The organism is Pseudenhygromyxa sp. WMMC2535 (assembly GCF_011083025.2).
This window is the reverse complement of record NZ_JABJWV010000001.1, coordinates 3,367,016-3,387,454: the sequence shown is the minus strand read 5'-3', so window position 1 is coordinate 3,387,454 and position 20,439 is coordinate 3,367,016. Positions and strand designations below refer to the sequence as shown.

17 protein-coding genes and 1 CRISPR repeat array are annotated in these 20,439 nt (G+C 69.6%); of the genes, 8 read left to right on the top strand and 9 right to left on the bottom strand.

Annotated elements, in window-relative coordinates:
- Nucleotides 1–9: 9 nt before the first annotated feature.
- From kbl to G6O69_RS13115, 3 genes are all read right to left on the bottom strand, one after another.
- Nucleotides 10–1,209: a glycine C-acetyltransferase gene (gene kbl, locus G6O69_RS13125; RefSeq protein ID WP_172303843.1), complete on the bottom strand. Its 1,200-nt coding sequence runs from the start codon at nt 1,207–1,209 to the stop codon at nt 10–12.
- A gap of 95 nt (nt 1,210–1,304) precedes the next feature.
- A complete protein-coding gene (locus G6O69_RS13120) occupies nt 1,305–2,729 on the bottom strand; it encodes a hypothetical protein (protein ID WP_172303842.1) in 1,425 nt (474 codons plus the stop codon).
- Nucleotides 2,726–3,817: a hypothetical protein gene (locus tag G6O69_RS13115; RefSeq protein ID WP_172303841.1), complete on the bottom strand. Its 1,092-nt coding sequence runs from the start codon at nt 3,815–3,817 to the stop codon at nt 2,726–2,728. The genes G6O69_RS13120 and G6O69_RS13115 overlap by 4 nt, the downstream gene beginning before the upstream one ends.
- A gap of 174 nt (nt 3,818–3,991) precedes the next feature.
- On the opposite strand from G6O69_RS13115, the gene G6O69_RS13110 reads away from it, so the two are divergent.
- From G6O69_RS13110 to G6O69_RS13090, 5 genes are read left to right on the top strand one after another with little or no spacing between them, the layout of a single operon-like run.
- Complete coding sequence (locus G6O69_RS13110) at nt 3,992–4,297, top strand: hypothetical protein (protein WP_172303840.1); 306 nt, start codon at nt 3,992–3,994, stop codon at nt 4,295–4,297.
- A 7-nt stretch (nt 4,298–4,304) separates the two neighbouring features.
- Nucleotides 4,305–5,129: a nitroreductase family protein gene (locus G6O69_RS13105; protein WP_172303839.1), complete on the top strand. Its 825-nt coding sequence runs from the start codon at nt 4,305–4,307 to the stop codon at nt 5,127–5,129.
- Nucleotides 5,126–6,280, top strand: coding sequence for a 3-oxoacyl-[acyl-carrier-protein] synthase III C-terminal domain-containing protein (locus tag G6O69_RS13100; RefSeq protein WP_172303838.1), 1,155 nt, complete (start codon nt 5,126–5,128; stop codon nt 6,278–6,280). The genes G6O69_RS13105 and G6O69_RS13100 overlap by 4 nt, the downstream gene beginning before the upstream one ends.
- Before the next feature lie 22 nt (nt 6,281–6,302).
- Nucleotides 6,303–6,821, top strand: coding sequence for an isoprenylcysteine carboxylmethyltransferase family protein (locus G6O69_RS13095; RefSeq protein WP_346017037.1), 519 nt, complete (start codon nt 6,303–6,305; stop codon nt 6,819–6,821).
- Nucleotides 6,814–7,632, top strand: coding sequence for a thioesterase family protein (locus G6O69_RS13090; RefSeq protein WP_172303836.1), 819 nt, complete (start codon nt 6,814–6,816; stop codon nt 7,630–7,632). The genes G6O69_RS13095 and G6O69_RS13090 overlap by 8 nt, the downstream gene beginning before the upstream one ends.
- A 21-nt stretch (nt 7,633–7,653) precedes the next feature.
- On the opposite strand, the gene G6O69_RS13085 is transcribed toward G6O69_RS13090, so the two are convergent.
- The gene (locus G6O69_RS13085) at nt 7,654–8,109 is read right to left on the bottom strand and encodes a 6-carboxytetrahydropterin synthase (RefSeq protein WP_217909819.1); all 456 of its coding nucleotides are present in this window, start codon (nt 8,107–8,109) and stop codon (nt 7,654–7,656) included.
- Nucleotides 8,110–8,168: 59 nt separating this feature from the next.
- On the opposite strand from G6O69_RS13085, the gene folE2 reads away from it, so the two are divergent.
- Entirely contained in the window at nt 8,169–8,960 is a 792-nt protein-coding gene (gene folE2, locus G6O69_RS13080) for a GTP cyclohydrolase FolE2 (protein ID WP_172303834.1), read from the top strand.
- Between the two features lie 534 nt (nt 8,961–9,494).
- Here folE2 and istB read toward each other — a convergent pair.
- The 4 genes from istB to G6O69_RS13060 form a co-directional block, all read right to left on the bottom strand.
- Nucleotides 9,495–10,253, bottom strand: a complete 759-nt coding sequence (istB, locus tag G6O69_RS13075; protein ID WP_172301648.1) for an IS21-like element helper ATPase IstB — start codon at nt 10,251–10,253, stop codon at nt 9,495–9,497.
- Nucleotides 10,250–11,695 carry an IS21 family transposase gene (istA, locus tag G6O69_RS13070; RefSeq protein ID WP_172301650.1) on the bottom strand — a complete coding sequence of 482 codons (1,446 nt, stop codon included), beginning with the start codon at nt 11,693–11,695 and terminating at the stop codon, nt 10,250–10,252. Before istA ends, istB begins: the two co-directional genes overlap by 4 nt.
- Nucleotides 11,696–11,903: 208 nt before the next feature.
- A CRISPR array of direct repeats spans nt 11,904–13,829; the repeat unit is 36 nt; unit sequence GCTTCAACGGGGCCGCCCTCAAACGAGGGCGGAAGG.
- Between the two features lie 375 nt (nt 13,830–14,204).
- Nucleotides 14,205–15,236 (bottom strand): hypothetical protein, encoded by a 1,032-nt coding sequence (locus G6O69_RS13065; protein ID WP_176396809.1) that lies wholly within the window; start codon nt 15,234–15,236, stop codon nt 14,205–14,207.
- 26 nt (nt 15,237–15,262) lie between these two features.
- A complete protein-coding gene (locus G6O69_RS13060) occupies nt 15,263–16,351 on the bottom strand; it encodes a DUF2169 domain-containing protein (RefSeq protein ID WP_176396808.1) in 1,089 nt (362 codons plus the stop codon).
- A gap of 46 nt (nt 16,352–16,397) precedes the next feature.
- On the opposite strand from G6O69_RS13060, the gene G6O69_RS13055 reads away from it, so the two are divergent.
- Nucleotides 16,398–17,687: a hypothetical protein gene (locus G6O69_RS13055; protein ID WP_172303831.1), complete on the top strand. Its 1,290-nt coding sequence runs from the start codon at nt 16,398–16,400 to the stop codon at nt 17,685–17,687.
- A 12-nt stretch (nt 17,688–17,699) separates the two neighbouring features.
- On the opposite strand, the gene G6O69_RS13050 is transcribed toward G6O69_RS13055, so the two are convergent.
- Nucleotides 17,700–18,533, bottom strand: a complete 834-nt coding sequence (locus G6O69_RS13050) for a hypothetical protein (RefSeq protein WP_176396807.1) — start codon at nt 18,531–18,533, stop codon at nt 17,700–17,702.
- 54 nt (nt 18,534–18,587) lie between these two features.
- Here G6O69_RS13050 and G6O69_RS13045 point away from each other — a divergent pair, with 54 nt between their 5' ends.
- Entirely contained in the window at nt 18,588–20,348 is a 1,761-nt protein-coding gene (locus tag G6O69_RS13045; RefSeq protein ID WP_172303829.1) for a serine/threonine-protein kinase, read from the top strand.
- Nucleotides 20,349–20,439 lie beyond the last annotated feature (91 nt).

The window sequence follows — 20,439 nt, the reverse complement described above, 5'->3', positions numbered from 1 at the left end:
CGATCAGGCTCAGGAGATCACGCCGAGGGACTTGCCGATCTTGGTGAAGGCCGCGACCGCGCGATCGATCTGCTCGGTGCTGTGCGCAGCCGAGAGCTGCACGCGGATCCGCGCCTGGCCCTTGGGCACCACCGGGTAGCTGAAACCGATCACGTAGATGCCCTCGGCGAGCAGCTGATCCGCGAAGTCCACGGCCAGACGGGCCTCGCCGAGCATGATCGGGACGATCGGCGTGTCGCCGGGCTTGAGCGCGAAGCCGGCCTGGCTGACCCCGGCGCGGAAGCGCTTGGTGTTGGCCTCGAGCTTGTCGCGCAGCTCGGTGGTCGCGCTGAGGGTCTTCATGACCGCGAGGCTGGCCGAGACGATCATCGGGGCCAGGGAGTTGGAGAACAGGTAGGGCCGCGAGCGGTTGCGCAGCAGGTCCACGATCTGCTTGCGCCCGGAGGTGAAGCCGCCCGAGGCCCCGCCCAGGGCCTTGCCCAGGGTCGAGGTGATCACGTCGACCCGGCCCATGACCCCGCAGTACTCGGGCGTCCCGCGTCCGGTCTTGCCGATGAAGCCGGTCGCGTGGCTGTCGTCGACCATGACCATGGCGCCGTACTTCTCGGCGAGGTCGCAGATCTGGTCGAGCTTGGCGACGTTGCCGTCCATGCTGAACACGCCGTCGGTGGCGATCATCCGCAGGCGCTTGCCCTGGGTCGCCTGGAGCTTGGCCTCGAGCTCGGCCATGTCGGAGTTGGCGAAGCGGTGGCGCTCGGCCTTGCAAAGGCGCACGCCGTCGATGATCGAGGCGTGGTTGAGGGCGTCGGAGATGATCGCGTCCTCGGGCCCGAGCAGGGTCTCGAACAGGCCGCCGTTGGCGTCGAAGCAGGAGCTGTAGAGGATCGTGTCCTCCGTGCCCAAGAACCCGCTGAGCGCGCTCTCGAGCTGCTTGTGCTTGTCGAGGGTGCCGCAGATGAAGCGCACGCTCGACATCCCGTAGCCGCGCTCGTCGAGGGCCGCGCGGGCGGCCGCGACGACCTCGGGGTGGCTCGACAGCCCGAGGTAGTTGTTGGCGCAGAAGTTGAGCACCTCGTCGCCCGACTCGCCGCCGGCCACGGTGATCGCCGCGCCCTGCGGGGAGGCGATGATCCGCTCGTGCTTGTAGAGACCGGCGTCTTCGATCTCGGCGAGGATCTTGGCGTAGTGCTCCTTGGCTTGCTCGAACATCGCGCCGAGCTTGGCACAGGCCAGCGGCGATGCCCAGGCTCCCCCGCGCTCGCGCCGAGCCCACTCACCGGGGCGAACGCCGGTTCACGACCGATTCAGTCTGTCAGCGCCGCCGCCCACTCGTGGACCCGCGCGCGCGCGTCCTCGTCGAGGCCGTCGCCCGGTGGCATCTCGCCGGCGGCCACCCGCTCGTCGATCCACGTGGCCGCGCCGATCACCGCCTCGGCCCGGGACAGATCCAGGAGATCCGCGACCTCGCCCCCGGGGAAGTGGCAGGGACTGCAGGTGTCCTCGACGAGCGCGGCGAGGGCCTCGGGCAGCTGCTCGCGGCCCGCGATCGTCACGCCTTCTTCACCTGCTTCACCTGCTTCATCCCCTTCACCTTCACGGCCCCCCGCCTCGCCGATCAGCTTCGACAGCGGCGTGGGCTCGGCCCGCGAGGGCACGTCCTCGGCGCGCAGGGGGTCGAGGGCGTAGAGCGAGTCGAGCGGGATCTCGGCGTTCCAGGCGTGACAGACCACGCAGTTGCCGATGTCGCTGGGCCAGGGCGGCATCAGCTTCATCTCGCCCAGGTAGCTGTCGAGGTTGCGCAGGCGCTCGCCCGAGACATGGGCGATCAGCTCCTTGGCCCGGGTCCGCGGGGCGCGATCCGACTCGAGGCGGGCGAGCTCCTCGTAGATCGGCCGGGCCATGTCCGCGCGCCCGAGCACCGTGTAGCCCTCGGCGAGCTCGAACATGAAGTTCTCGTAGGTGTTGGGGCAGTGCGAGGGGTCCTTGGCCCCGGGGCGCAGCTCGTCCCAGCGCGCGCGCAGGACCTCGAAGTAGGCCACGGCCTCCTCGACCCGGCGCTCGCGCTCGAGGGGGATGTTGCCGGCGAAGAAGAACGCGAAGTTCCCGGCCAGGGCGTGGAACTCGATGTTGTCGGGCTGGGCCTTCACGCGCGCGGCCAAGATCGCCTCGAGGTCGTCGACCTTGGCCAGGGCGCGCAGGTTCTTGCCGCGGTTTTTATCGGTCAGCACGCGGCCGAGCTGAAAGAAGCTCCAGGCCACGAAGTCGAGGTCGTCCATGGCCATCGGGTCGCGCTCGCCGAGCAGCGCGCCGTAGACCTTCACCTGCATGTCGGCCTTGCTGTAGTCCCCGTCGACGGCGCGCATGTTGTAGAAGCGGCCCAGGGCGCGGTTGAGCTCGGCGTCGCTCGAGTCGAGGAAGAACGCGGCCTCGAGGTCGGCCTCGGCCCGCTCGCGCAGGCTCAAGACCCCGGCCAGGGTCAGGTGCATGTGCGCCATGCCAGAGGCCCGGCGCGCGGCGAAGTCATCGGGGTTTTGCTCGGCGGCCTCGGCGAGCTCGAGCAGGCGGCGCTCGTCGGCGACGCTCAGCGGGAGGTCGCGGCGGGTGAGCTCGGCGGGGCTGCGCTGGCGAGAGGGGTGGCCCGAGGGCTTGCCCGGGCAGGCGCTCAGGGTCAGCACGATCGCGGTCGAGATCGAGGCCGCGGTCCACGGGGAGAAGGTTCGCTTGGTCATCGCAGCTCCGAGAGCAGGTAGAGGTCGTCCGTCGGCAAGCTGGCCGCGCGGGCGTGGCAGGCCACGCAGCCCGTGACCCCGGCGGGCCACAGCGGGAGCAGCTCTTCGCGGTCGCCCGCGTAGGTGTCGAGGTGCTCGAGGCGGTGCTCGGCCAGGGCGACGATCTGCCGGCGCGCCGGGGTTTGGGGTTGGTCGGGCAGGTGGATCAGCCGACGGTAGCGCTCGCCGGCCTCGTCGACCTCGCCGGCGGCGAGCAGGGCCTCGGCGAGGTAGAGCGCGAACACGCTGCGCACGTTGGGCGCCCGGCCCTGGCTGCGCGCCCCCGGCGAGAGCTGATCCCAGTTGTCCTGCTGCACCCGCAGGTAGTCGATGCCCGCGCGCAGTCGCCCGCCCACGCCCACGGGGATCACCCCGGCGAAGGTCAGCGCGTAGTTGCCGGCCATGGTGTGCAGGTCGATGTCGCCGGGGTTGGCCTCGGTCCACGCCCGCAGCGTGTCCTCGAGGCTGTCGACCTCCGCGAGGGCGCGCAGCTGCTCGCCCTCGGCGTAGCGACGCAGGGCCTTGGCCGCCGCCCAGAAGCCCCAAAATTGCAGGCGCTGCGCGTCGCCGATGCCCGCGCCCTCGCCCTCGCCCTCGCCCTCGCCCTCGCCCTCGGCGGTCACCGTCTCGGGCAGCAGCGAGGCGTAGACGGAGATCTGCAGGTCGAGGCGCTCGAGGTCCAAGACCGCGCTGCGCATGTTCAAAAAGCGCCCCAGGGTCCTCGCCGTGGGCACCCGCTCGGAGCTCGGGTCCAGCCGCCAGGCTCGCTCGAGGTAGTGCTCGGCGTGGTCTCGCTGATCCACGTGGCCGGCGAGACAGGCCCGCAGGTGCGCCTGCCCGGCGCGCCACTGTGCCTCGAGGTCTCCGGGCTGCGCGTCCGCGGTCGCGCGCAGCTCCTCGAGCCGCGCGAGGTCGACGAGCGCACGCCCGGCGGTGAACTGCTCGGCTCGCTTGGGCGCCGGCGGTTCCAAGGTCACACAGGCGCTCGCGAGCGTGACCGCGGCGGAGATCGAAGCCGCGGCGCCGGCGGCGAGCAGCGCTCTTCGCATGAGCCGAAAGGCTAGCGCCGGGCCTTCGCCCTGTACAGCGAGGCGGGCTCACCGAAACCCCTCGTCACATCTCGCGCGAACCGATCCCCAAGCGACACCCAGCCGACGACCAGCCGACGACCAGCCGCGCCGGTCCTGCATGGGCGCGCGCGAGCGGCTACACTGCGCCTGCTCGTGCTCGCGTCCTCGCACTGGCCGCTGCACCTCGCGGCGGCGCTCTACGCCCTCAACCTCGGCGTGGGCGTGAGCGCGCAACTCATGCGCGCGCGCTTCGGCGCCCTTCACCACTGGCTCTACGCCCTGGTGTTCGTCGCGGCCATCGCCGCGACGGTGCTCTGCTTTCACTGGGCGCTGCTCGCGACCTTGGCCGCCCTCGCCCTCCTCCCGCTGACCAAGCCGCCCGCGCTCGCGCACCCGGCCGTGGCCACCCTCGGCGCCTGCGGCTACCTGGCCGCCTACGCCTCCGCTTACCTGCTTTGAGATCGACATGGAACTACGCGAAGCCATCCTCCGCCGCTCGACGACCAACGGCCACTTCAAGCCGGACCCGGTCAGCCTCGAGCACCAGCATCGACTCATGGAGGCGGCCTCGCGGGCGCCCAGCCACTTCAACTCGCAGCCCTGGCGCTTCGTGCTGATCACCGACGACGCCCTGCGCGGGCAGATCGCCGAGATCGCCGGGCGGACCATGGGCGAGCTCATGGCCGGGGGCAAGTTCTTCACCCGCTACCGCCGCTACTTTCGCTTCTCCCAGCAAGAGATGAACGAGCGCCGCGACGGCATCTTCATCGACAAGCTGCCCGCCCCGCTGCGCCCCTTCGTCAAGCACGTGTTCAGCGAGACCGGGCAAAAGGTCGTCAACAAGCTCGGCGTGCCCAAGACCCTGGGCAAGGACAACCGCAAGCTCGTCGAGGGCAGCCCGCTGCTGCTCGCGGCCATGCTGACCAAGGAGGAGTACCAGCCCAAAGAGCTCTCGGGCTTCTACTCGCTGCTCGGCCTGGGCATGGCGATCGAGAACATCTGGCTGACCACCGTCGACCTCGGCATGGGCATCCAGTTCGTCTCGACGCCGATGGAGTTCCCCGACGCCTGGCGCGAGCTCAGCGAGCTGATCGCCGTGCCCGAGGACCTCGAGCTGATCGCCATGTACCGCCTGGGCTACCTGCCCGACGACGCCAAGCGCCCGTCGATCGACTGGACCTCGAGCCACCGCAAGCGCCTGTCGCAGTACGTGTTCCGCGACACCTGCCGCAGCCCCGAGCCCGACGCGGACCAGGCCCGCGCCAGCGTCGGCCAGGAGCCGCGCTCGTGAGCCGCGTGGGTCTGCTCTCGGTGGCCACGGCCTCGCCGGCCCACCCCCTGCCCCAGGCCGAAGCCAAGCGCTTCGCCGCGAGCTTCTTCGCCGAGGACTTCTCCGAGGACTCCCCCGAAGACTCCGCCGAAGACTCCAATGGCGACCAGGGCGACGCGCAGAGCGACGCCCAAGCCAACGAGCAAGCCAGCCCCGAGCTCGCGCGTCTGCTCGAGAGCTACGACAAGGCCGGCGTCGACAACCGCCAGCTCGGCCGGCCGATCACCTGGCTAGAGCAGCCGCGCAGCTTCCCCGAGAAGAACGCCGCCTACGTCGAACAAGCCAAGATGCTCGCGCGCCGGGCAGGCGGGCGCGCCCTGGCCATGGCAGGGATCGACGCCGCCCAGGTCGGCGGTGTGATCTTCGCGTCGAGCACTGGCGTGGCCACGCCCAGCCTCGACGCCCAGCTGATCCAGGACCTCGACCTGCCCCGCGACTGCATGCGCACGCCGCTGTGGGGCCTGGGCTGCGCCGGCGGCGGGGCGGCCCTCGGCCGGGCCGTGGCCATGGCCCGCGGCCTACAAAAGCCCGTGCTCGTCGTGGCCTGCGAGCTGTGCAGCCTGACCTTCGTGCACGCGGATCGCCGCAAGGCCAACCTGATCGCCGTGGCGCTCTTCGGCGACGGCGCGGCCGCGGCCGTGGTCGCCCCCGAGCCGTGGTGGGACGCCGAGAGCCCCCAGGGCCCCGAGCTGCTCGCCCCCTACGCCCGACTGATCGACCAGAGCGAGCACATCATGGGCTGGGACCTCGAGGACCAGGGCCTGCGCGTGCGCTTCGCTCCCACGATCCCCAGCCTGGTGCTCGAGCGCGGCGCCGAGCTCTTCGCCGAGGCCGCCGCCAAGCTCGAGCTGGCCGCCGCGGACATCCGCCACCCCATCCTCCACCCCGGCGGGCGCAAGGTCCTCGACGCCTTCGAGCGCGCCTGGGAGCTCGAGCCCGAGCAGCTGCGCCACGCCCGGGAGGTGCTCCGCGACCACGGCAACATGTCGAGCCCCACGGCGCTCTTCGTGCTCGAGCGCTTCTTGGCCGACAACCCCGCGCGCGGCGAGGCCGGGCTGCTCCTCGCCCTCGGCCCGGGCTTTTGCGCCGAGGGGGTCGGCTTTCGATGGTGAGCCCGTGCTAGCCCTGGCGACCGTGCTCGCCCTCGTCGCCGTCCAGCGCGTCGCCGAGCTGCGCCTGGCCAAGCGCAACCTCGCGCGCGCCCTCGCCAGCGGCGGCCGCCTGGTCGACGAGCCGTGGTATCCGCTCTTCTTCGTGCTCCACGCCGGCTGGCTGATCGCCTGGCTGGTCGAAGGCTGGCTGCGCGGGCCGAGCGTGGATCCCCTGTGGCCGGCGTGGGCGGCCGGCTTCGCCCTGGCCAGCGCGCTGCGCTACTGGGCGATCACCAGCTTGGGCCCGCGCTGGAACACGCGCATCGTCGTCCACGACGGCGCGGCCCCGGTCCGCCGCGGACCCTACGCCCTCCTCGCCCACCCCAACTACCTCGCCGTCGCCCTCGAGCTCGCCTGCGCGCCGATGATCTTTGGCGCGTGGATCACCGCGCTGGTCTGCACCGCGCTCAACGCCGCGCTGCTCTTGGGCCTGCGCATCCCCGCCGAGATCGCGGCCGTCCGCCAGGCGGCGTCCACTCACCACGGGAGCGACCATGACTGAGCCCGGGTACTTCTACACGCGCGAGCGCGGGGCTCAGGGCGAGGCGCGCTTCTTCGCCAGCCCCCTGACCCGCGGCCCATGGAGCATCGACCACCAGCACGCCGGCCCGCCCACGGCGCTGATGACCCGGGCCATCGAGGGCCTGCGCGTGCGCGAAGACGACCCGCCCTTTCAGCTCGCGCGGATCAGCGTGGAGCTGCTGCGCCCGATCCCCCTCGCCACGCCCCTCGAGGTCGAGCTCGAGGTGCTCTCGGGCGGGCGCAAGGTCCAGCGCATCGCCGCGGCCCTGCTCGCCGGCGACGAGCAGCTCGCCGTCGCTTTGGCCGTGCGCATGCGCGTGGAGGAGATCCCCGTCGAGGTCGCGCCCTTGCCCCCGCTGAGCGAGGCTCCGCGCTCCCCCGCGCAGTCCCGCCCGTCCGAGTTCGAGATCTTCCAGCACGAGGTCGGCTATCACACGGCCATGGAGATGCGCATCGCCGCCGGCGAGTACGGCCGCGGCTCGCTCACCGCCTGGCTGCGCCCGCGGGTCCCCCTGATCGCCGACGAGGCGACCAGCCCCCTGCAACGCCTGATGATCTGCGCCGACGCGGGCCACGGCGTGGGCGCGGCCCTCGACACCGCGCGCTGGTCCTTCATCAACCCCGAGCTCAGCGTCTACCTGCACCGCCTGCCCGTGGGCGAGTGGCTGTGCATGGACGCGAGGACCTGGACCGGGGAGCTCGGCATGGGCCTGTGCCGCACCCGGCTGCTCGATCAAAGCGGCGAGCTCGGCGTGGTCATGCAGTCCCAGCTGATCCAGCGCGCGCGCTGACGACCCGCGAGCGCGCGGCTGCTACTCGGGGCGCGAAAAGAGCAGGCGCCCCGAGTTCTTGTCGTTCTCCCACACCTCGAGCTCGGCGATCCACGCCCGCCCGCCGCTGAGCTCGTGGATCATCGGCTGGGCGTGCTCGTAGACGAAGCGCGCCGTGCCCTCCATGGACACCGCCGGTAGCACCCGCAGCTGGCACAGGCCGCGGGCGTCCATGTCCTGGAAGAAGCCGAGCTCGGGGTCGGAGGCGGAGATCAGCAAGGTGTGGTCGAACATGTGCTCGAGCCACGCGCGCAGCGCCCCGAGCCCGGAGAAGTCGACGACGAAGCCGCGCGCGTCGAGGGACTCGGCCTCGAAGTAGAACTTGAAGCTGCGCGAGTACCCGTGGACGAAGCGGCAGTGTCCGTCGTGGTTGTGGGTCCGGTGCGCGCAGGGCAGGTTGGAGAAGCGTTTTGTCGACTGGAGGCGCACGGCGCTCACCATCGCACGGCCTCGGCGCCGATGGAACGCGGGCTGCCGAGGTGCTACATGGCCGAGTCATGCAGGATGTCCAGGCCCTCCCAGATGACCGCGAGCTCGCCCTCGATCAGGTCGGCGTCAGCGGCCTGCGCCACCCGATCGTGGTCCTCGACCGCGCGGCCGAGAAGCAGCGCACGGTGGCGGATATCTCGATGTCGGTGTCGCTGCCGCGGGAGCAAAAGGGCACGCACATGAGCCGCTTCGTGGAGGCGCTGGCGGAGCACCATGGCGAGGTGACGATGCGCACCCTGCCGAAGATCCTCCGTGATCTCCGCGAGCGCTTGGACGCCGATTCGGCGCATATCGAGGTGCGCTTCCCTTACTTCCTGGAGCGAGCGGCGCCGGTGAGCGGGGCGCGGGCGCTGATGGATTACGAGTGTGCGTTCATCGGGGAGCTGGAGGGGGAGCGGGATGATTTCGTGCTGCGGGTGCGGGTGCCGGTGACGAGCTTGTGTCCGTGTAGCAAGGCGATCTCGGATTATGGGGCGCACAATCAGCGAGGGTATGTGAGCATTTCGGTGCGGACGGGGAGCGATTCACGGGGGGAGCCGGCGCTGGTGTGGATCGAGGAGCTGGTCGAGCTGGCGGAGCGCTGTGCTTCTGCGCCGGTGTATCCGCTGCTGAAGCGGCCGGATGAGCGGCATGTGACGATGCAGGCTTATGATAACCCTGTGTTTGTCGAGGATATGGTGAGGAATGCGGCTCGGGTGCTTCGGGATGATCCTCGGGTTGTTTGGTTCGAGGTGCATGCGGAGAATCATGAGTCGATTCATAATCATAGTGCGTTTGCTCGGGTGAGTTGGGGGGGGTGAGCGGGGGCTTGCTGGTCTTTTGCGGGGGGGCTTGCTGGTCTTTTGCGGGGGGGCTTGCTGGTCTTTTGCGGGGAGTTTCTCGGCCGTCGGGGCAGGCGCACGGGGCAGCAGGGGACCCTTCCCGCTCAGACAGATCGCTGACTTCGGTCGATGAGGTGAGGCAATTGGCTGCCTCTTTGTGGGGTGTCGCTCCGAAGTTGAGGTTGTGTACGCTAAACTCGCGGGAAGGGTCCCCTGCTGCCCCTTTTGTGCGCCTCTCTCATCGGGGGGTGTCTCCGCCACGGAGTCGGGGGGATTGCTGCTGGATGAAGCGGTAGGCGCTCGGAGATCGATATAATCTCTCTCGCTGTGGCGAGAAACGATATGCAACAAAGCTTCCGTGACCCGAGGTGATCAGCGTCAATTATTTTTTCCGATTGGCGACGATTATTCCTGCCGGTGCGAGACTTGCGCGTCCCCGTGCACGGCGACCTCGCGCGCGGGGTAGTTGTCGTTCGGGCAGTTGTCGCAGCCCGGTGTAGTTGTCGTCGGGCGTCAGCCCTTCTTGCGCCCCTTGGCCTTCTCGGTCCGGTAGCTGGGCACGTTGAATTCCAGGATCACCGAGTGGTGCACGAGCCGGTCGATCGCGGCCGAGGTCGCCATCTTGTTGTTGAAGATCCGGTCCCACTCGCTGAAGACCAGGTTGCTCGTCAGCGCCGTCGAGCGTCGCTCGTAGCGCTCGGCCAGCAGGGTGAAGAGGACCTCGGCCTCCTCGGCCGACTGCTTGACGTAGCCGATGTCGTCGAGGATCACGAGCTCGAAGTTGTCGAGCCGACGCAGCTTCCGGGGCAGCTCCAGATCTCGCTTGGCCGCGAGCAGCTCCTGGATCAGCGAGTAGGTCGGCGTCCACAGCACCGAGCGGCCCTGCTCGACGAGGGCGTGGCCGAGGGCCGCGAGGGCGTGGCTCTTGCCGACGCCGGGCAGGCCGAAGGCCAGCACGTTGATCGCCTCGTCGAGGAAGTCGCCGGCTTGCAGCTCGCGGAGCTTGCGGACCACCGGTCGCGGCAGCCGCTTGTCGTCGAGGGTCTCGAAGGTCTTGCCGACGCTGAGCTTCGAGGCCCGGCGCAGGCGAGCGACTCGGCGAGCGTGGCGGGCCTCGGCCTCGAGGTCCAGGACCTCGGCGATCGTCGCCAGCGCTGGCTCGTGGCCGTCGGTGACCAGGCGCGGGACCAGCTCCTCGGCCGCGGTCGTCAGCTTGAAGCTGCGCAGCAGCGTGGTGATCTGCTCGGCGTGGGCGGGGGGTCGAGGGTTCACGCCGCACCTCCGAGCAGCTCGTCGTAGACGCCCAGATCGGGCTCGCCGACCTCGAGCTGCGGGACCTCGGACTCCGTGGGCTGGACCCGCTGCTTGACCGTCGCGTAGTCGAAGGGCGCGCCGGCCTCGAGCAGCTGCGCGAGTTCGGCCTCGACCGTCGACTCCATCGTCATCGCCGCGAGGTGCAAGATCCTCACGTAGTCGACGTGGCCGCGCCCGGGTCGAGCGCGCTCGAGCGCGTCGTAGGCCCGGCGGAAGATCAGCGAGGGGTACAGCTCCTCGCGGAAGCAGTAGTTGGGGAAGGCCCCGGGCTTGCGCACCAAGGAGGCGATCACGTGGCGGTAGTCGATGCGGTGCGCGCCTTCGCCTCGCAGCCGCGGGAAGGTCTCGACCACCTCACCGCCGTAGCGCAGCTCGACCTCGTTGGCGTGCAGCCGGACCTCGACCTGGTGGCCGATCAGCTGCGAAGGCACCGAGTAGATCCGCCCCCGCACCTTGATCGTGCTCCAGCGCCGGACCTTCGGCGTCTCGGTCGTGTAGGTCGGCACCGGCTTGATCGGCAGCGGCCTCAGCAAGGGGCTCTCGAGCTCGAGCTTCGCCGTGACGTGCTGGTTGTGCTCGCGCTCGAGGGTCTGCTGGACGAAGCGCTCGTAATCCTCGACGCTGGCGAAGTCCCGGCTGCCCCGCAAGATCAGCGCCTGCTTCAGCAGCTTTTTGGTTCGCCGATGCCGGACCTCGACCGCGCCGTTTTCGTGCGACTTGCCCACGTTGATGCGCCGGACCGTCTCGATGCCCAGATGCGTGCACGCGTCCGCGAAGCGCTTGTTGAGGCTCCGGCCCCGCGCCTTCTTCAGCTCGTGCGTCGCCGCCGACATGTTGTCGAGGGTCAGCTTCCGCGGCACCCCGCCCAGGGCCCACAGTGCCCGCTGGAGCCCCTCGACCAGCGCCTCGTAGCTCTCCGACAGCGCCACGCAGGCCCAGGTCCACGCGCTCGCGACCAGGACCAGCTCGAAGAGCAGGTGGCGGAAGGGCTCGCCCGCGATCGTCACCTGCAGCTCGTTGCAGTTGGTGAAGTCCAGCGCCGCTTCCTCGCCGGGCGGGTGCTCTTGCTGGAAGTAGACCTCCTTGTCTGGTCCGTGCAGCGCTCGCCAGTCCCGGACCCGCCGCTGCATCGTCCGCAGCTGGCCCTGGTTGAAGCGCTCGGGCTTCTCCTCGATCAGCTGCTTCAGCAGCGTCTTGGCTTCGAGCTCGCCCTCCTTGTCCCGCTCGAGCAGCGGGACGATCTTCTCCTCCCACACCCCCTCGAAGGGATCCTTGCGCGTCCGCCAGTGCCGCGGCTCCTTGGTCTGCGAGGGCAGTGGCCCGCTCTGCCACTTCCGCGCCGACCTCACGCTCATTCCCGCCGCCGCTGCTGCGGCCTGCTGTGTCTTGCCTTGGTTCATCTTGCTCCGTAGCAGCCGTACTTGCTCGTCCGTGACCACGTGGGGGCTCCTGCTCCCCAGCGTCCCACGCGCGTTCTGGCTGGCTCGGACCGGCAGGTTTAGTTGTCGTCGACCGGCAAAAGTTATTGTCGTCGATCACCGAGGTCCTGGAAGTCACCCCTGAGACCATGACGACGGAGTTCGAGGGCCAGTTCGTCGACGAGGGAATCAGCGACATGGGGCCGCCTCAGACCAAGGCGGAAGGCATGAAGCTGCTCTTCTCCGACTGCATCGACGTGCTTCAACGGGGCCGCCCTCAAACGAGGGCGGAAGGCTCAGCGAGCTCACCAACCAGGAGCGAACCGTGGTGCTTCAACGGGGCCGCCCTCAAACGAGGGCGGAAGGCCGATCACAAGCTGGGCTCGCTTCGGCACCGACTGCTTCAACGGGGCCGCCCTCAAACGAGGGCGGAAGGTTGGGAACACGCGCGCCGTCATCGGCCCAGAATACACGCTTCAACGGGGCCGCCCTCAAACGAGGGCGGAAGGGGATTAGGGCGCGTGCCAGATCCCGACGGCGCAGGGATAGCTTCAACGGGGCCGCCCTCAAACGAGGGCGGAAGGGCCGGCCGAACCCGGGAATCGTCGCGGTCCCTCCAGCGGCTTCAACGGGGCCGCCCTCAAACGAGGGCGGAAGGGCAAGTTCTCTTGGCCGCATACCGGAGCTTTGATCCGCTTCAACGGGGCCGCCCTCAAACGAGGGCGGAAGGCTCGGCCGATCTCGACGCTCACGTGGTCGAGACCGACGCGCTTCAACGGGGCCGCCCTCAAACGAGGGCGGAAGGACTGGCGAGACCTCTTCCTCCCTGAAGCGCGCCCCTTGCTTCAACGGGGCCGCCCTCAAACGAGGGCGGAAGGAGCCGGTCCGCGCGTCACCGGTGGTGCGAGGCAGCCCGCTTCAACGGGGCCGCCCTCAAACGAGGGCGGAAGGCGTCGAGGCATACCAGGAGCTGGGGCACGCCGCGGCCATGCTTCAACGGGGCCGCCCTCAAACGAGGGCGGAAGGCTGGGTCGACGACTTCACCGTCGCGCTCACCGCTGCGGCTTCAACGGGGCCGCCCTCAAACGAGGGCGGAAGGCCCAGGCGACGAGCGCCGTGGTGGCGAGGAGGCCGCTTCAACGGGGCCGCCCTCAAACGAGGGCGGAAGGCAGGTAGATTTTGATGCAGTAGCCGGCCCCGGACGCGTGCTTCAACGGGGCCGCCCTCAAACGAGGGCGGAAGGCAGGTAGATTTTGATGCAGTAGCCGGCCCCGGACGCGTGCTTCAACGGGGCCGCCCTCAAACGAGGGCGGAAGGTCGCACACGCAAGGCACACAGCGCGCGCTATGCCGCTTCAACGGGGCCGCCCTCAAACGAGGGCGGAAGGCTCCTGGACCGACCACCTTGTCCGCCAAGACGCAATGCTTCAACGGGGCCGCCCTCAAACGAGGGCGGAAGGGTACTGGTTTTGTTCTTGCATGTCGTGTCTTTCTTGGGTGCTTCAACGGGGCCGCCCTCAAACGAGGGCGGAAGGCTGATTGACCAGATCCGCGAGGCCGATGTGCGGGTGGTGGCTTCAACGGGGCCGCCCTCAAACGAGGGCGGAAGGTGACCCTGCAAATCTCCAGCGTGATTCCGGCCGGCGACGCTTCAACGGGGCCGCCCTCAAACGAGGGCGGAAGGACAGGTCGTCCCGGAACTGTAGCAACTGCCCTTCAGGCTTCAACGGGGCCGCCCTCAAACGAGGGCGGAAGGGAGGGTGCCGTCTTGCGCATTGCGCCCGATCTGCCCGCTTCAACGGGGCCGCCCTCAAACGAGGGCGGAAGGCTCCACCGGCTCTAGTGTCTTGCGCTCGTCGCCGGCCGGCTTCAACGGGGCCGCCCTCAAACGAGGGCGGAAGGCGAGGGGGAGAGTGACCGCACTTACAAATTGTAGCTTCAACGGGGCCGCCCTCAAACGAGGGCGGAAGGACGGGCGTGGCCACTGGCAACCCGGCGACCGTGATTGAGCTTCAACGGGGCCGCCCTCAAACGAGGGCGGAAGGGATTGATATTTGGGCGGAAGAGGTGTCAAAACTCGAGCTTCAACGGGGCCGCCCTCAAACGAGGGCGGAAGGGGCTATTTTCTAACCCCATGAAATTACAAGCTTTCTCAGGCATTTTGCACGCAGGGCGATTTCGCGCGTGGGTGAACTCCGTTCATGTCTCTCTCTTCAATTTTCAAACAGCCCACCACACCCACCTCAGACCCCGAATTCGTCATTTTGCACGCAAGACCGGGGTTTCACTGCGCCCAACCCCGCGTGCGACGAACCTACACTTCATATCCCAGATCCAAACTCACCGTTTGTGACTATGCACACTGCATATCTGCCGATGGAATACCTAACCAATTCACCTACTCAATGGAGCTCGCGTCGAGGGAGCCCGACCGCGGGAGCGAAGCGCAGGCGGGCCCCTCGGCGAACGCGACAAAAAGGAAGCATCTCCCATCAATCGAGGGTCGGCCGACTCGGCCGACCCTGCTCACGCAGCACGACCGCCGCGCGCCCTCCATCATCGGCGCCGAACTGCATGAGCACGCCCGAACCGGGCGCGTAGCCCCGGCGCGACGCGTCGAGAGCAAGGCCAAGGGAGATCGGGGTCGCTCCCGCTCCCACATGCCCGAGGCTCTCCGAGGGGAGCCACAGATCGAGCTCGGCCTTGCGCACCCGCATGACCCGGGCCTGGGCGAGGGCCGCCTCCCGGAACCCCTGCCTCCGATCGCCCCCGAGGTCGGCGATGCGGTAGTCGATATTCCGCAAGCCGCATCCGTTGTCGGCGACGCCCGAGGACTCGAGCGCGCCGCGACACGCGGCTGCGAGACCCTCGCCTCGAAGAGGCTGCCCGCTCCCGGGCACTGCGAGTTCGTGGCCCCAGCCGATCCCGAGGCACTGGAGCTCGCCCGAGGTTTCCCTCGGCGACGCGACGGCGATAGCTCCCCCTGCTTCGCCCGGCACGAGGTCCCCGCCATCGACGGTGCTCAACGGAGCACCTCGGTCGTCGAGGCCCTCGAGCGTGGCCGCGTGGAGAAATCCATCGGCCGCCGCCAGGATGCCGTACTTCGCACGCTTGCTGGCGATGACCTCGTCGAGCCAGAGCAGCCCGCGGACCGGAGACAGCACGCCCGTGAGGAGCTGCGAGTGCTGGCCGAGCCGTTCGGCGCCGACAAGCAGCGTGCGGAGTTCGACCGCGAAGGCCTCATCGAGCCCCGCCGGCCGCCCGGGCCGGTCGGTCTCGGATAGGCAGACCACCCACGCCGTGTCCCTGGCCTCTCCCGCAGGCAGCTGACCCAGGCACTCCTCGATCGGCGTCGCCGCCATCGTCAGCAGCCGTTCGATGCCCCTCGGGCTCCCCGGCAAGGGGATCGACGCACCGATGACCCACTCGCCGCCAAACCTGAACCGGGTCTCCTCGAAGCGGTTGAGCCCGCATCGGATTGCGGCGCATGTGGCCGGCGCGTCGTAGCCGACCGAGGTCACCATCCCGGCGCCGATGAGCGCGAGCGCCATCAGCGGGTCCCCTCCATCGCGTCCACGAGCTCGGCCAGCGACCGGAAATAGCGTTTCCCCGACGCGCGAGCACGACGCCACCCGGTCGGCATCCGGCCCACGGCGATCTCGCGCAGCCCATCCGGGCCCTGGCTCAGGAGGATCGAGGTGCGCCACAACAGCTGGAGCCGTCCGCGGTCGGGCTCGATGACGATCGTGTCGAGCACCGGAGCGAGCGTGGTCTCGGTGTTGTCGGCCATCACGAAGCAGACTGGCAAGTCGAGGGTCGGCAGCACGAAGGGCGGGATCGGCTCGGCGCTCAGGTTGAGGAGCTGGACGGGCTCGCCGCCCTCGGGGTAGGACATCTGCTGGTCGAGAGGGGCCGACTGGAAGTAGCCGTGGCGAAAATCTTCGGGCAGGCCAGGGAACACATGCTCGAGCCACGCATCGTCGTAGGTGCCCGCGAGCTCGAGGCGATCCGCGAAATTGCGCCCAACAGGGCCGAAGGACATGGGCCGATAGCGTCCGCTGGGCGAGGTGATCGGGCAGCCGGACTCCTGGGAATTGGGCACGGGCTGGCCGAGCTGCTCCCGCCGCGGTGTCCCGTCGAAATACCCGCGGCCGACCGGGTTGGGGCCGTAGGCGCCCTTCGTGTCGCTACCTCCATAGGCAACGTCGTAGCTGAGCTCCAGCCGCGAGAAGGGCTTCGCCGACTTGCTGGGCCGGAGCCCGAGCGCGCCCATTGTCCAGTACCGGTCGCCCACGACCTCGAAGTGCTTGGTCAGCGCGCCCACGCGCAGGGCGACCTCGATCTTCTCGACGGTCTGGCCGGGCGGAGCATGGGCAGCGCCGAGGAGCAGCACGTCGCACCGGGGCTTGAAGGGGACGAACTCGCACTCCCTGACCATCGCCGACCTGCCCGGCTCGCCGGTGAAGGTGTCGGCGTGGACGAAGGGATCGCGCTCATGCTCATCGACGAGCGCGGGAGCTCCCCCCGCGCGCGGGATCCCGAACGTGCCCTTGACGACAACGACGGCCCGCTCGTGGCCCTCGGGGTCGACGCTGACGAAGCACGAGGCGAGCAGCGGTGTCGCGTTTTGCAAGCGCACAGGCGAACGTCCGCAGATCCGGCGGGGATGCTAGCATGCGGCCACCTTGCGAAACCTGCGTAGGCCAACGGGCCCGATGTGGGAGATCGTCGAGCGCCACTTCGCGGAGGCCGAGTTCATGGCCGAGCTCTGGCGCGGCGCCTTCGACCAGCCCGACATGACCCTCGCCGAACTCGCCGGGACGACCGAGGCCAGGCTGCGGGCGCACCTCGAGGCCGTGCGCCTGCCGGGGCCGCAGGTGCTCGACCGTCTGTTCTGGCCGGCCGTGGCGGGGCCGTATGGCTCGAAGGCTCTGGTGGGAGGCCTGGGCATCCTCGACCTGGGAAACCGTACCGACTGGGCCTGGCTGGGCACGACGCTCGAGGACTGCCAGGCCGGCGACGAGCGTTGGCTCGGTATCGTCGAGGCCTTCGCGCTGTCGCGCAGGCGGGGCTTTGATAGGTGGCTGGCCGGGCAGCTCGACGAAAATGCGGGACCTCGCATCGCCGGGCTCGCCCGCGCACTGGCGAGGAGAGGGGCCGAGCTGGACGAGGGCCTGGACCCGCTCCTGGCCAGCGAGGATCCTGCCGTGCTCGAGGCCGCGGCGACGCTCGCCCGAACCGGAGGGCCCGCGCAGCTGGCCAGGGTGGCGGCCCTCGAGCGCCATGGAGATCCGCGGGTCGTGTGCGCAGCTGTCGAGACCGGGCTGGTCCGCGGCCTCGCGGGCTCGGTCGACGCGGCCCGGCACTGGGCCTTCGGAACATCGGACCAGGGCTTTCGCCGCCAGGCGCTGCTGTGGATGGCGCTGGTGGGCGGCGAGCGGGATCTGACGACCCTGCTGGCTTTGCTCGATGACCCCGAGGCTCGCCCCGACGCCCTGTGGGCTGCCGGGTTCACAGGACGGAGCGAGGCCGTCGTCGCGGCCCTGCCTTGGCTGGACGACAACGCCGTGGGGCCTCTGGCGGGCGAGGCGATCACCTCGATCGTTGGCTTGCCCATGCGGGACGAGTCGCTCTGGCTCGGTTCGCGCCCGGTCGACGACGAGCTCCCCGCGCTGGCCGATGAGCCGACCAGCCTCGAGTTCATTCCCGAGGAGCTCCTGCCACAACCTGACCCTGAAGGCATCCGCGCCTGGTGGGCACGCAACGAGCATCGCTTCAACCGCGAGACGATCTACCTCGCCGGCTCCGTGCTCGATGGAGAGTCGCTGCGCCGTGGACTGCTCGAGCAGCCGCTGCGTCGTCGCCACACCCTGGCCCTACTCGCGCAGCTGCTCACAGCCGGAGCCGCGTCGCTCGCCTCGCGCAGCTGGGCCCGGGTGCAGCTGGAGGCGATCGGCCGACTCCGCCTCCCCTGAGTCCGGCCCGGCTCAGAATCGTCCGCTCAACGAGAGGCCCCACAGCCCTGGGCCGAGCGTCGGCGCGGCCGCGACCCGAAGGTCGCGCCGCTGGCCGAGAGCGACCCCCAGCATCACGGCTCCCCCCAGCGCCGCCGCACCGCCGATGACCGCCGTGGCGACCCCTACCTCGCGGTACTTGATGACCTCGAGGTGCCCCGCGCCAGGCGGTGAGACCACGCGCTCGTCGACGGCCATCAGCCCGGCCCCGACGCCGACACTGATGAGCCCACCGCCCAAAAGCGTGGCCCCTGCGATCAGCAGCGGCGAAACCGGGCGCTTGCCCACGGGCTCCGGTGCGGGCGCGTCGACCATGTCCGGAGCGGGACCAAGCGGCTCCTCCTCCACGGGCTCCGGCAGCCCCGGCAAGAGCGGTAGAAGCAGCCTCATGACCAGCTCCGCGACGCCCGCGGTCGTGCAGCTCAGGCAGCTGTCGGTCACACTCTCGCCGACCGTCTCGCCCTCGAGCCGGACCTCGACATGGACCAGCAGATCATCCGTGCCGGGCATCGGGCTCGGGCGGATCTCGACGAGCACCTGGCGGTCATCGGCGAGGATGACCCCCGGCGGGAGCTCGCTCTCCTCCGCCAGCATCCGCTGGATCTCGGTCTCGGCGTCGACCTCGATCCCCGCCCAGCTCTCGGGAAGGTCCGCGACATCGATCTCCACGTCGATGATCTCGTCCCGAGCAGTTTCGGGCTCCGCCGCTCTCGCCGAATCGACCGACCCGACGAAGACGCCGGCCGCCAGGGCGAAACGAAGGACCCACTGCATCGCCTGCCAGCCTGCCGCACGACCCGAAGCCACGCAAGGCCGTTCGAGGCCGCCGTGCTATGGTCTGCGTCTCTCGCAGACGCTCCCATGGATCGGCTCACCGAAGAGTATCGGCTCGCTCGCCGCATCGGTCGCGGCGGCATGGGCGAAGTCTGGGAGGCCCTGAGGGTCAAGGACAGCGGCGTCGTGGTGCCCTGCGCGATCAAGCTGCTGCACGCGGACTTCACCGAGACAGCCCGGGAGCGGCGGATGTTCCTCGCCGAGGCGGTCATCGCCACCCAGCTCGACCACGGCCGGATCGTCAAGGTCACCGACCTGGACACGGCCAGCGACGGTCGGCCCTTCCTCGTCATGGAGCGGGTCGACGGCGTCAACCTGCGCAGCTTCCTGGCCGCGGCGAGACAGCGCGCGGTCGTCCGCCTCGATCTCGATCTGGTCACCTACATCATCGGCGAGGTCCTCTTCGCCCTCGACTACGCCCATGGGCGCGTCGTCGGGGACTCGGACGCCGGCGTGATCCACTCGGACGTCACGCCCGGCAACATTTTGCTGTCCTCGTGCGGCGAGGTGAAGCTGACGGACTTCGGGATCGCCCGCTTCGCCGCGACGGCGGGGCCCATGTCCCGCGCCATCGGGACCCCACGCTACATGTCGCCCGAGCAGCTGGGCGGCGATCCCCAGCGCGCAACCGATATCTACGGGCTGGGCGTGGTCCTGCACGAGCTGCTCGAGGGCGAGCGCTTCCTCGACGGACTCACGCCCGACCGCTTTCGCAGCCGCGTGCTCATGGGGCCTCCGCCCGCGCTGAAGCGCGACGACGTGCCCGCGTGGCTCGACGAGCTGCGCCAGCGCATGATCGCCACGGATCCGCGGGAGCGGCCGAGCGCGAGCGAGGCCCGGGAGGTGCTGGTCGAGCACTGCCCTCGCTACCTCGCTGCGGCGGTCCAGCTGCAGCGTGAGTATGCCCGCCTGGTCGGGCGGGCGCGCTCGGGCATGACACAGCAGCTGAGCGAGGGCGCGGCTGGCGTGGCCTCCGTCCCTGCGGCGACGCCCGAGGCGCCCACACCCGAGGTGTCCACGCCCGAAGAACAAGAGGACGAGGACGAGATCCCGCCAACCGAGCTCTTGCCTGCCACCTCGGCTCCCGAGCCTGACTCGGCCCCGGCCCTGACCCCAGGCAGCGTGCCAAGCAAGCCCCGCGAGAGTCTGCGCTGGCTGGCGATCCCTACTGGACTGGCTGCCCTCGGCATTTGCTTCGTGGGGCTCTCGCTCCTCGTGCAGGCGCTTCGGGAGCCTGCCCCCGTGTCCGCGTCGGCCGATCCGGCTGCGCTGCCCGACCCGGCACAGCTCCGCCAGCCGGAGCCCGGACCACAGCCCAAGCCCGAGCAAGAGCCTCCGGCCCCGGAGCCTCCACCCGACCCCGCACCCGAGCCCGACCCGGCGCAGCTCCAGCCTGCTGACAGCCCGTCACCATCCACCGTAGCGGCCTCCGACCCGACAGATCCATCCGCGAGCGAGCCGGAGGTCCAGCACGAGGAGGCGAGCGAGCCCCCTCCGAAGACGAAGACCAAAGCGAGGCCCAAGGCCAAGACCAAGATCGGTGTCATGTTCCTGATCGAGACGAACGTCGAGGGCAAGCTCAAGTGGGGCAGCAAGATCATCCCGGTCAAGAACCGCAGCGCCTACGCCGAGCTCCCCACTGGCAGCCATCGGCTCAGCTGGCTGCCTGAGGGCAGCGACGACTGGCAGGCCCACGGCCGCCTCTCCATCGAGGACATCGGACCGATGCGCTACAAGGTTCGGCTCCAAGACGGCAAGATCACAGAAATCTCCGAGATCCCCGCGTGACCCCGACCACGGTACTTTGCTCTCCCCCACCGCTGCGCCCCGTCTCCCCGCGGCGCCCCGCGGTAGTGCACAATCACCCGGATGAGAGGGA

Excerpts from the sequence above, each read along its gene's own strand:
- kbl (WP_172303843.1), bottom strand. The coding sequence starts at position 1,209 with ATGTTCGAGCAAGCCAAGGAGCACTACGCCAAGATCCTCGCCGAGATC.
- G6O69_RS13120 (WP_172303842.1), bottom strand. The coding sequence starts at position 2,729 with ATGACCAAGCGAACCTTCTCCCCGTGGACCGCGGCCTCGATCTCGACC.
- G6O69_RS13115 (WP_172303841.1), bottom strand. The coding sequence starts at position 3,817 with ATGCGAAGAGCGCTGCTCGCCGCCGGCGCCGCGGCTTCGATCTCCGCC.
- G6O69_RS13105 (WP_172303839.1), top strand. The coding sequence starts at position 4,305 with ATGGAACTACGCGAAGCCATCCTCCGCCGCTCGACGACCAACGGCCAC.
- G6O69_RS13090 (WP_172303836.1), top strand. The coding sequence starts at position 6,814 with ATGACTGAGCCCGGGTACTTCTACACGCGCGAGCGCGGGGCTCAGGGC.
- folE2 (WP_172303834.1), top strand. The coding sequence starts at position 8,169 with ATGCAGGATGTCCAGGCCCTCCCAGATGACCGCGAGCTCGCCCTCGAT.
- istA (WP_172301650.1), bottom strand. The coding sequence starts at position 11,695 with ATGAACCAAGGCAAGACACAGCAGGCCGCAGCAGCGGCGGCGGGAATG.
- G6O69_RS13065 (WP_176396809.1), bottom strand. The coding sequence starts at position 15,236 with ATGGTGACCTCGGTCGGCTACGACGCGCCGGCCACATGCGCCGCAATC.
- G6O69_RS13045 (WP_172303829.1), top strand. The coding sequence starts at position 18,588 with ATGGATCGGCTCACCGAAGAGTATCGGCTCGCTCGCCGCATCGGTCGC.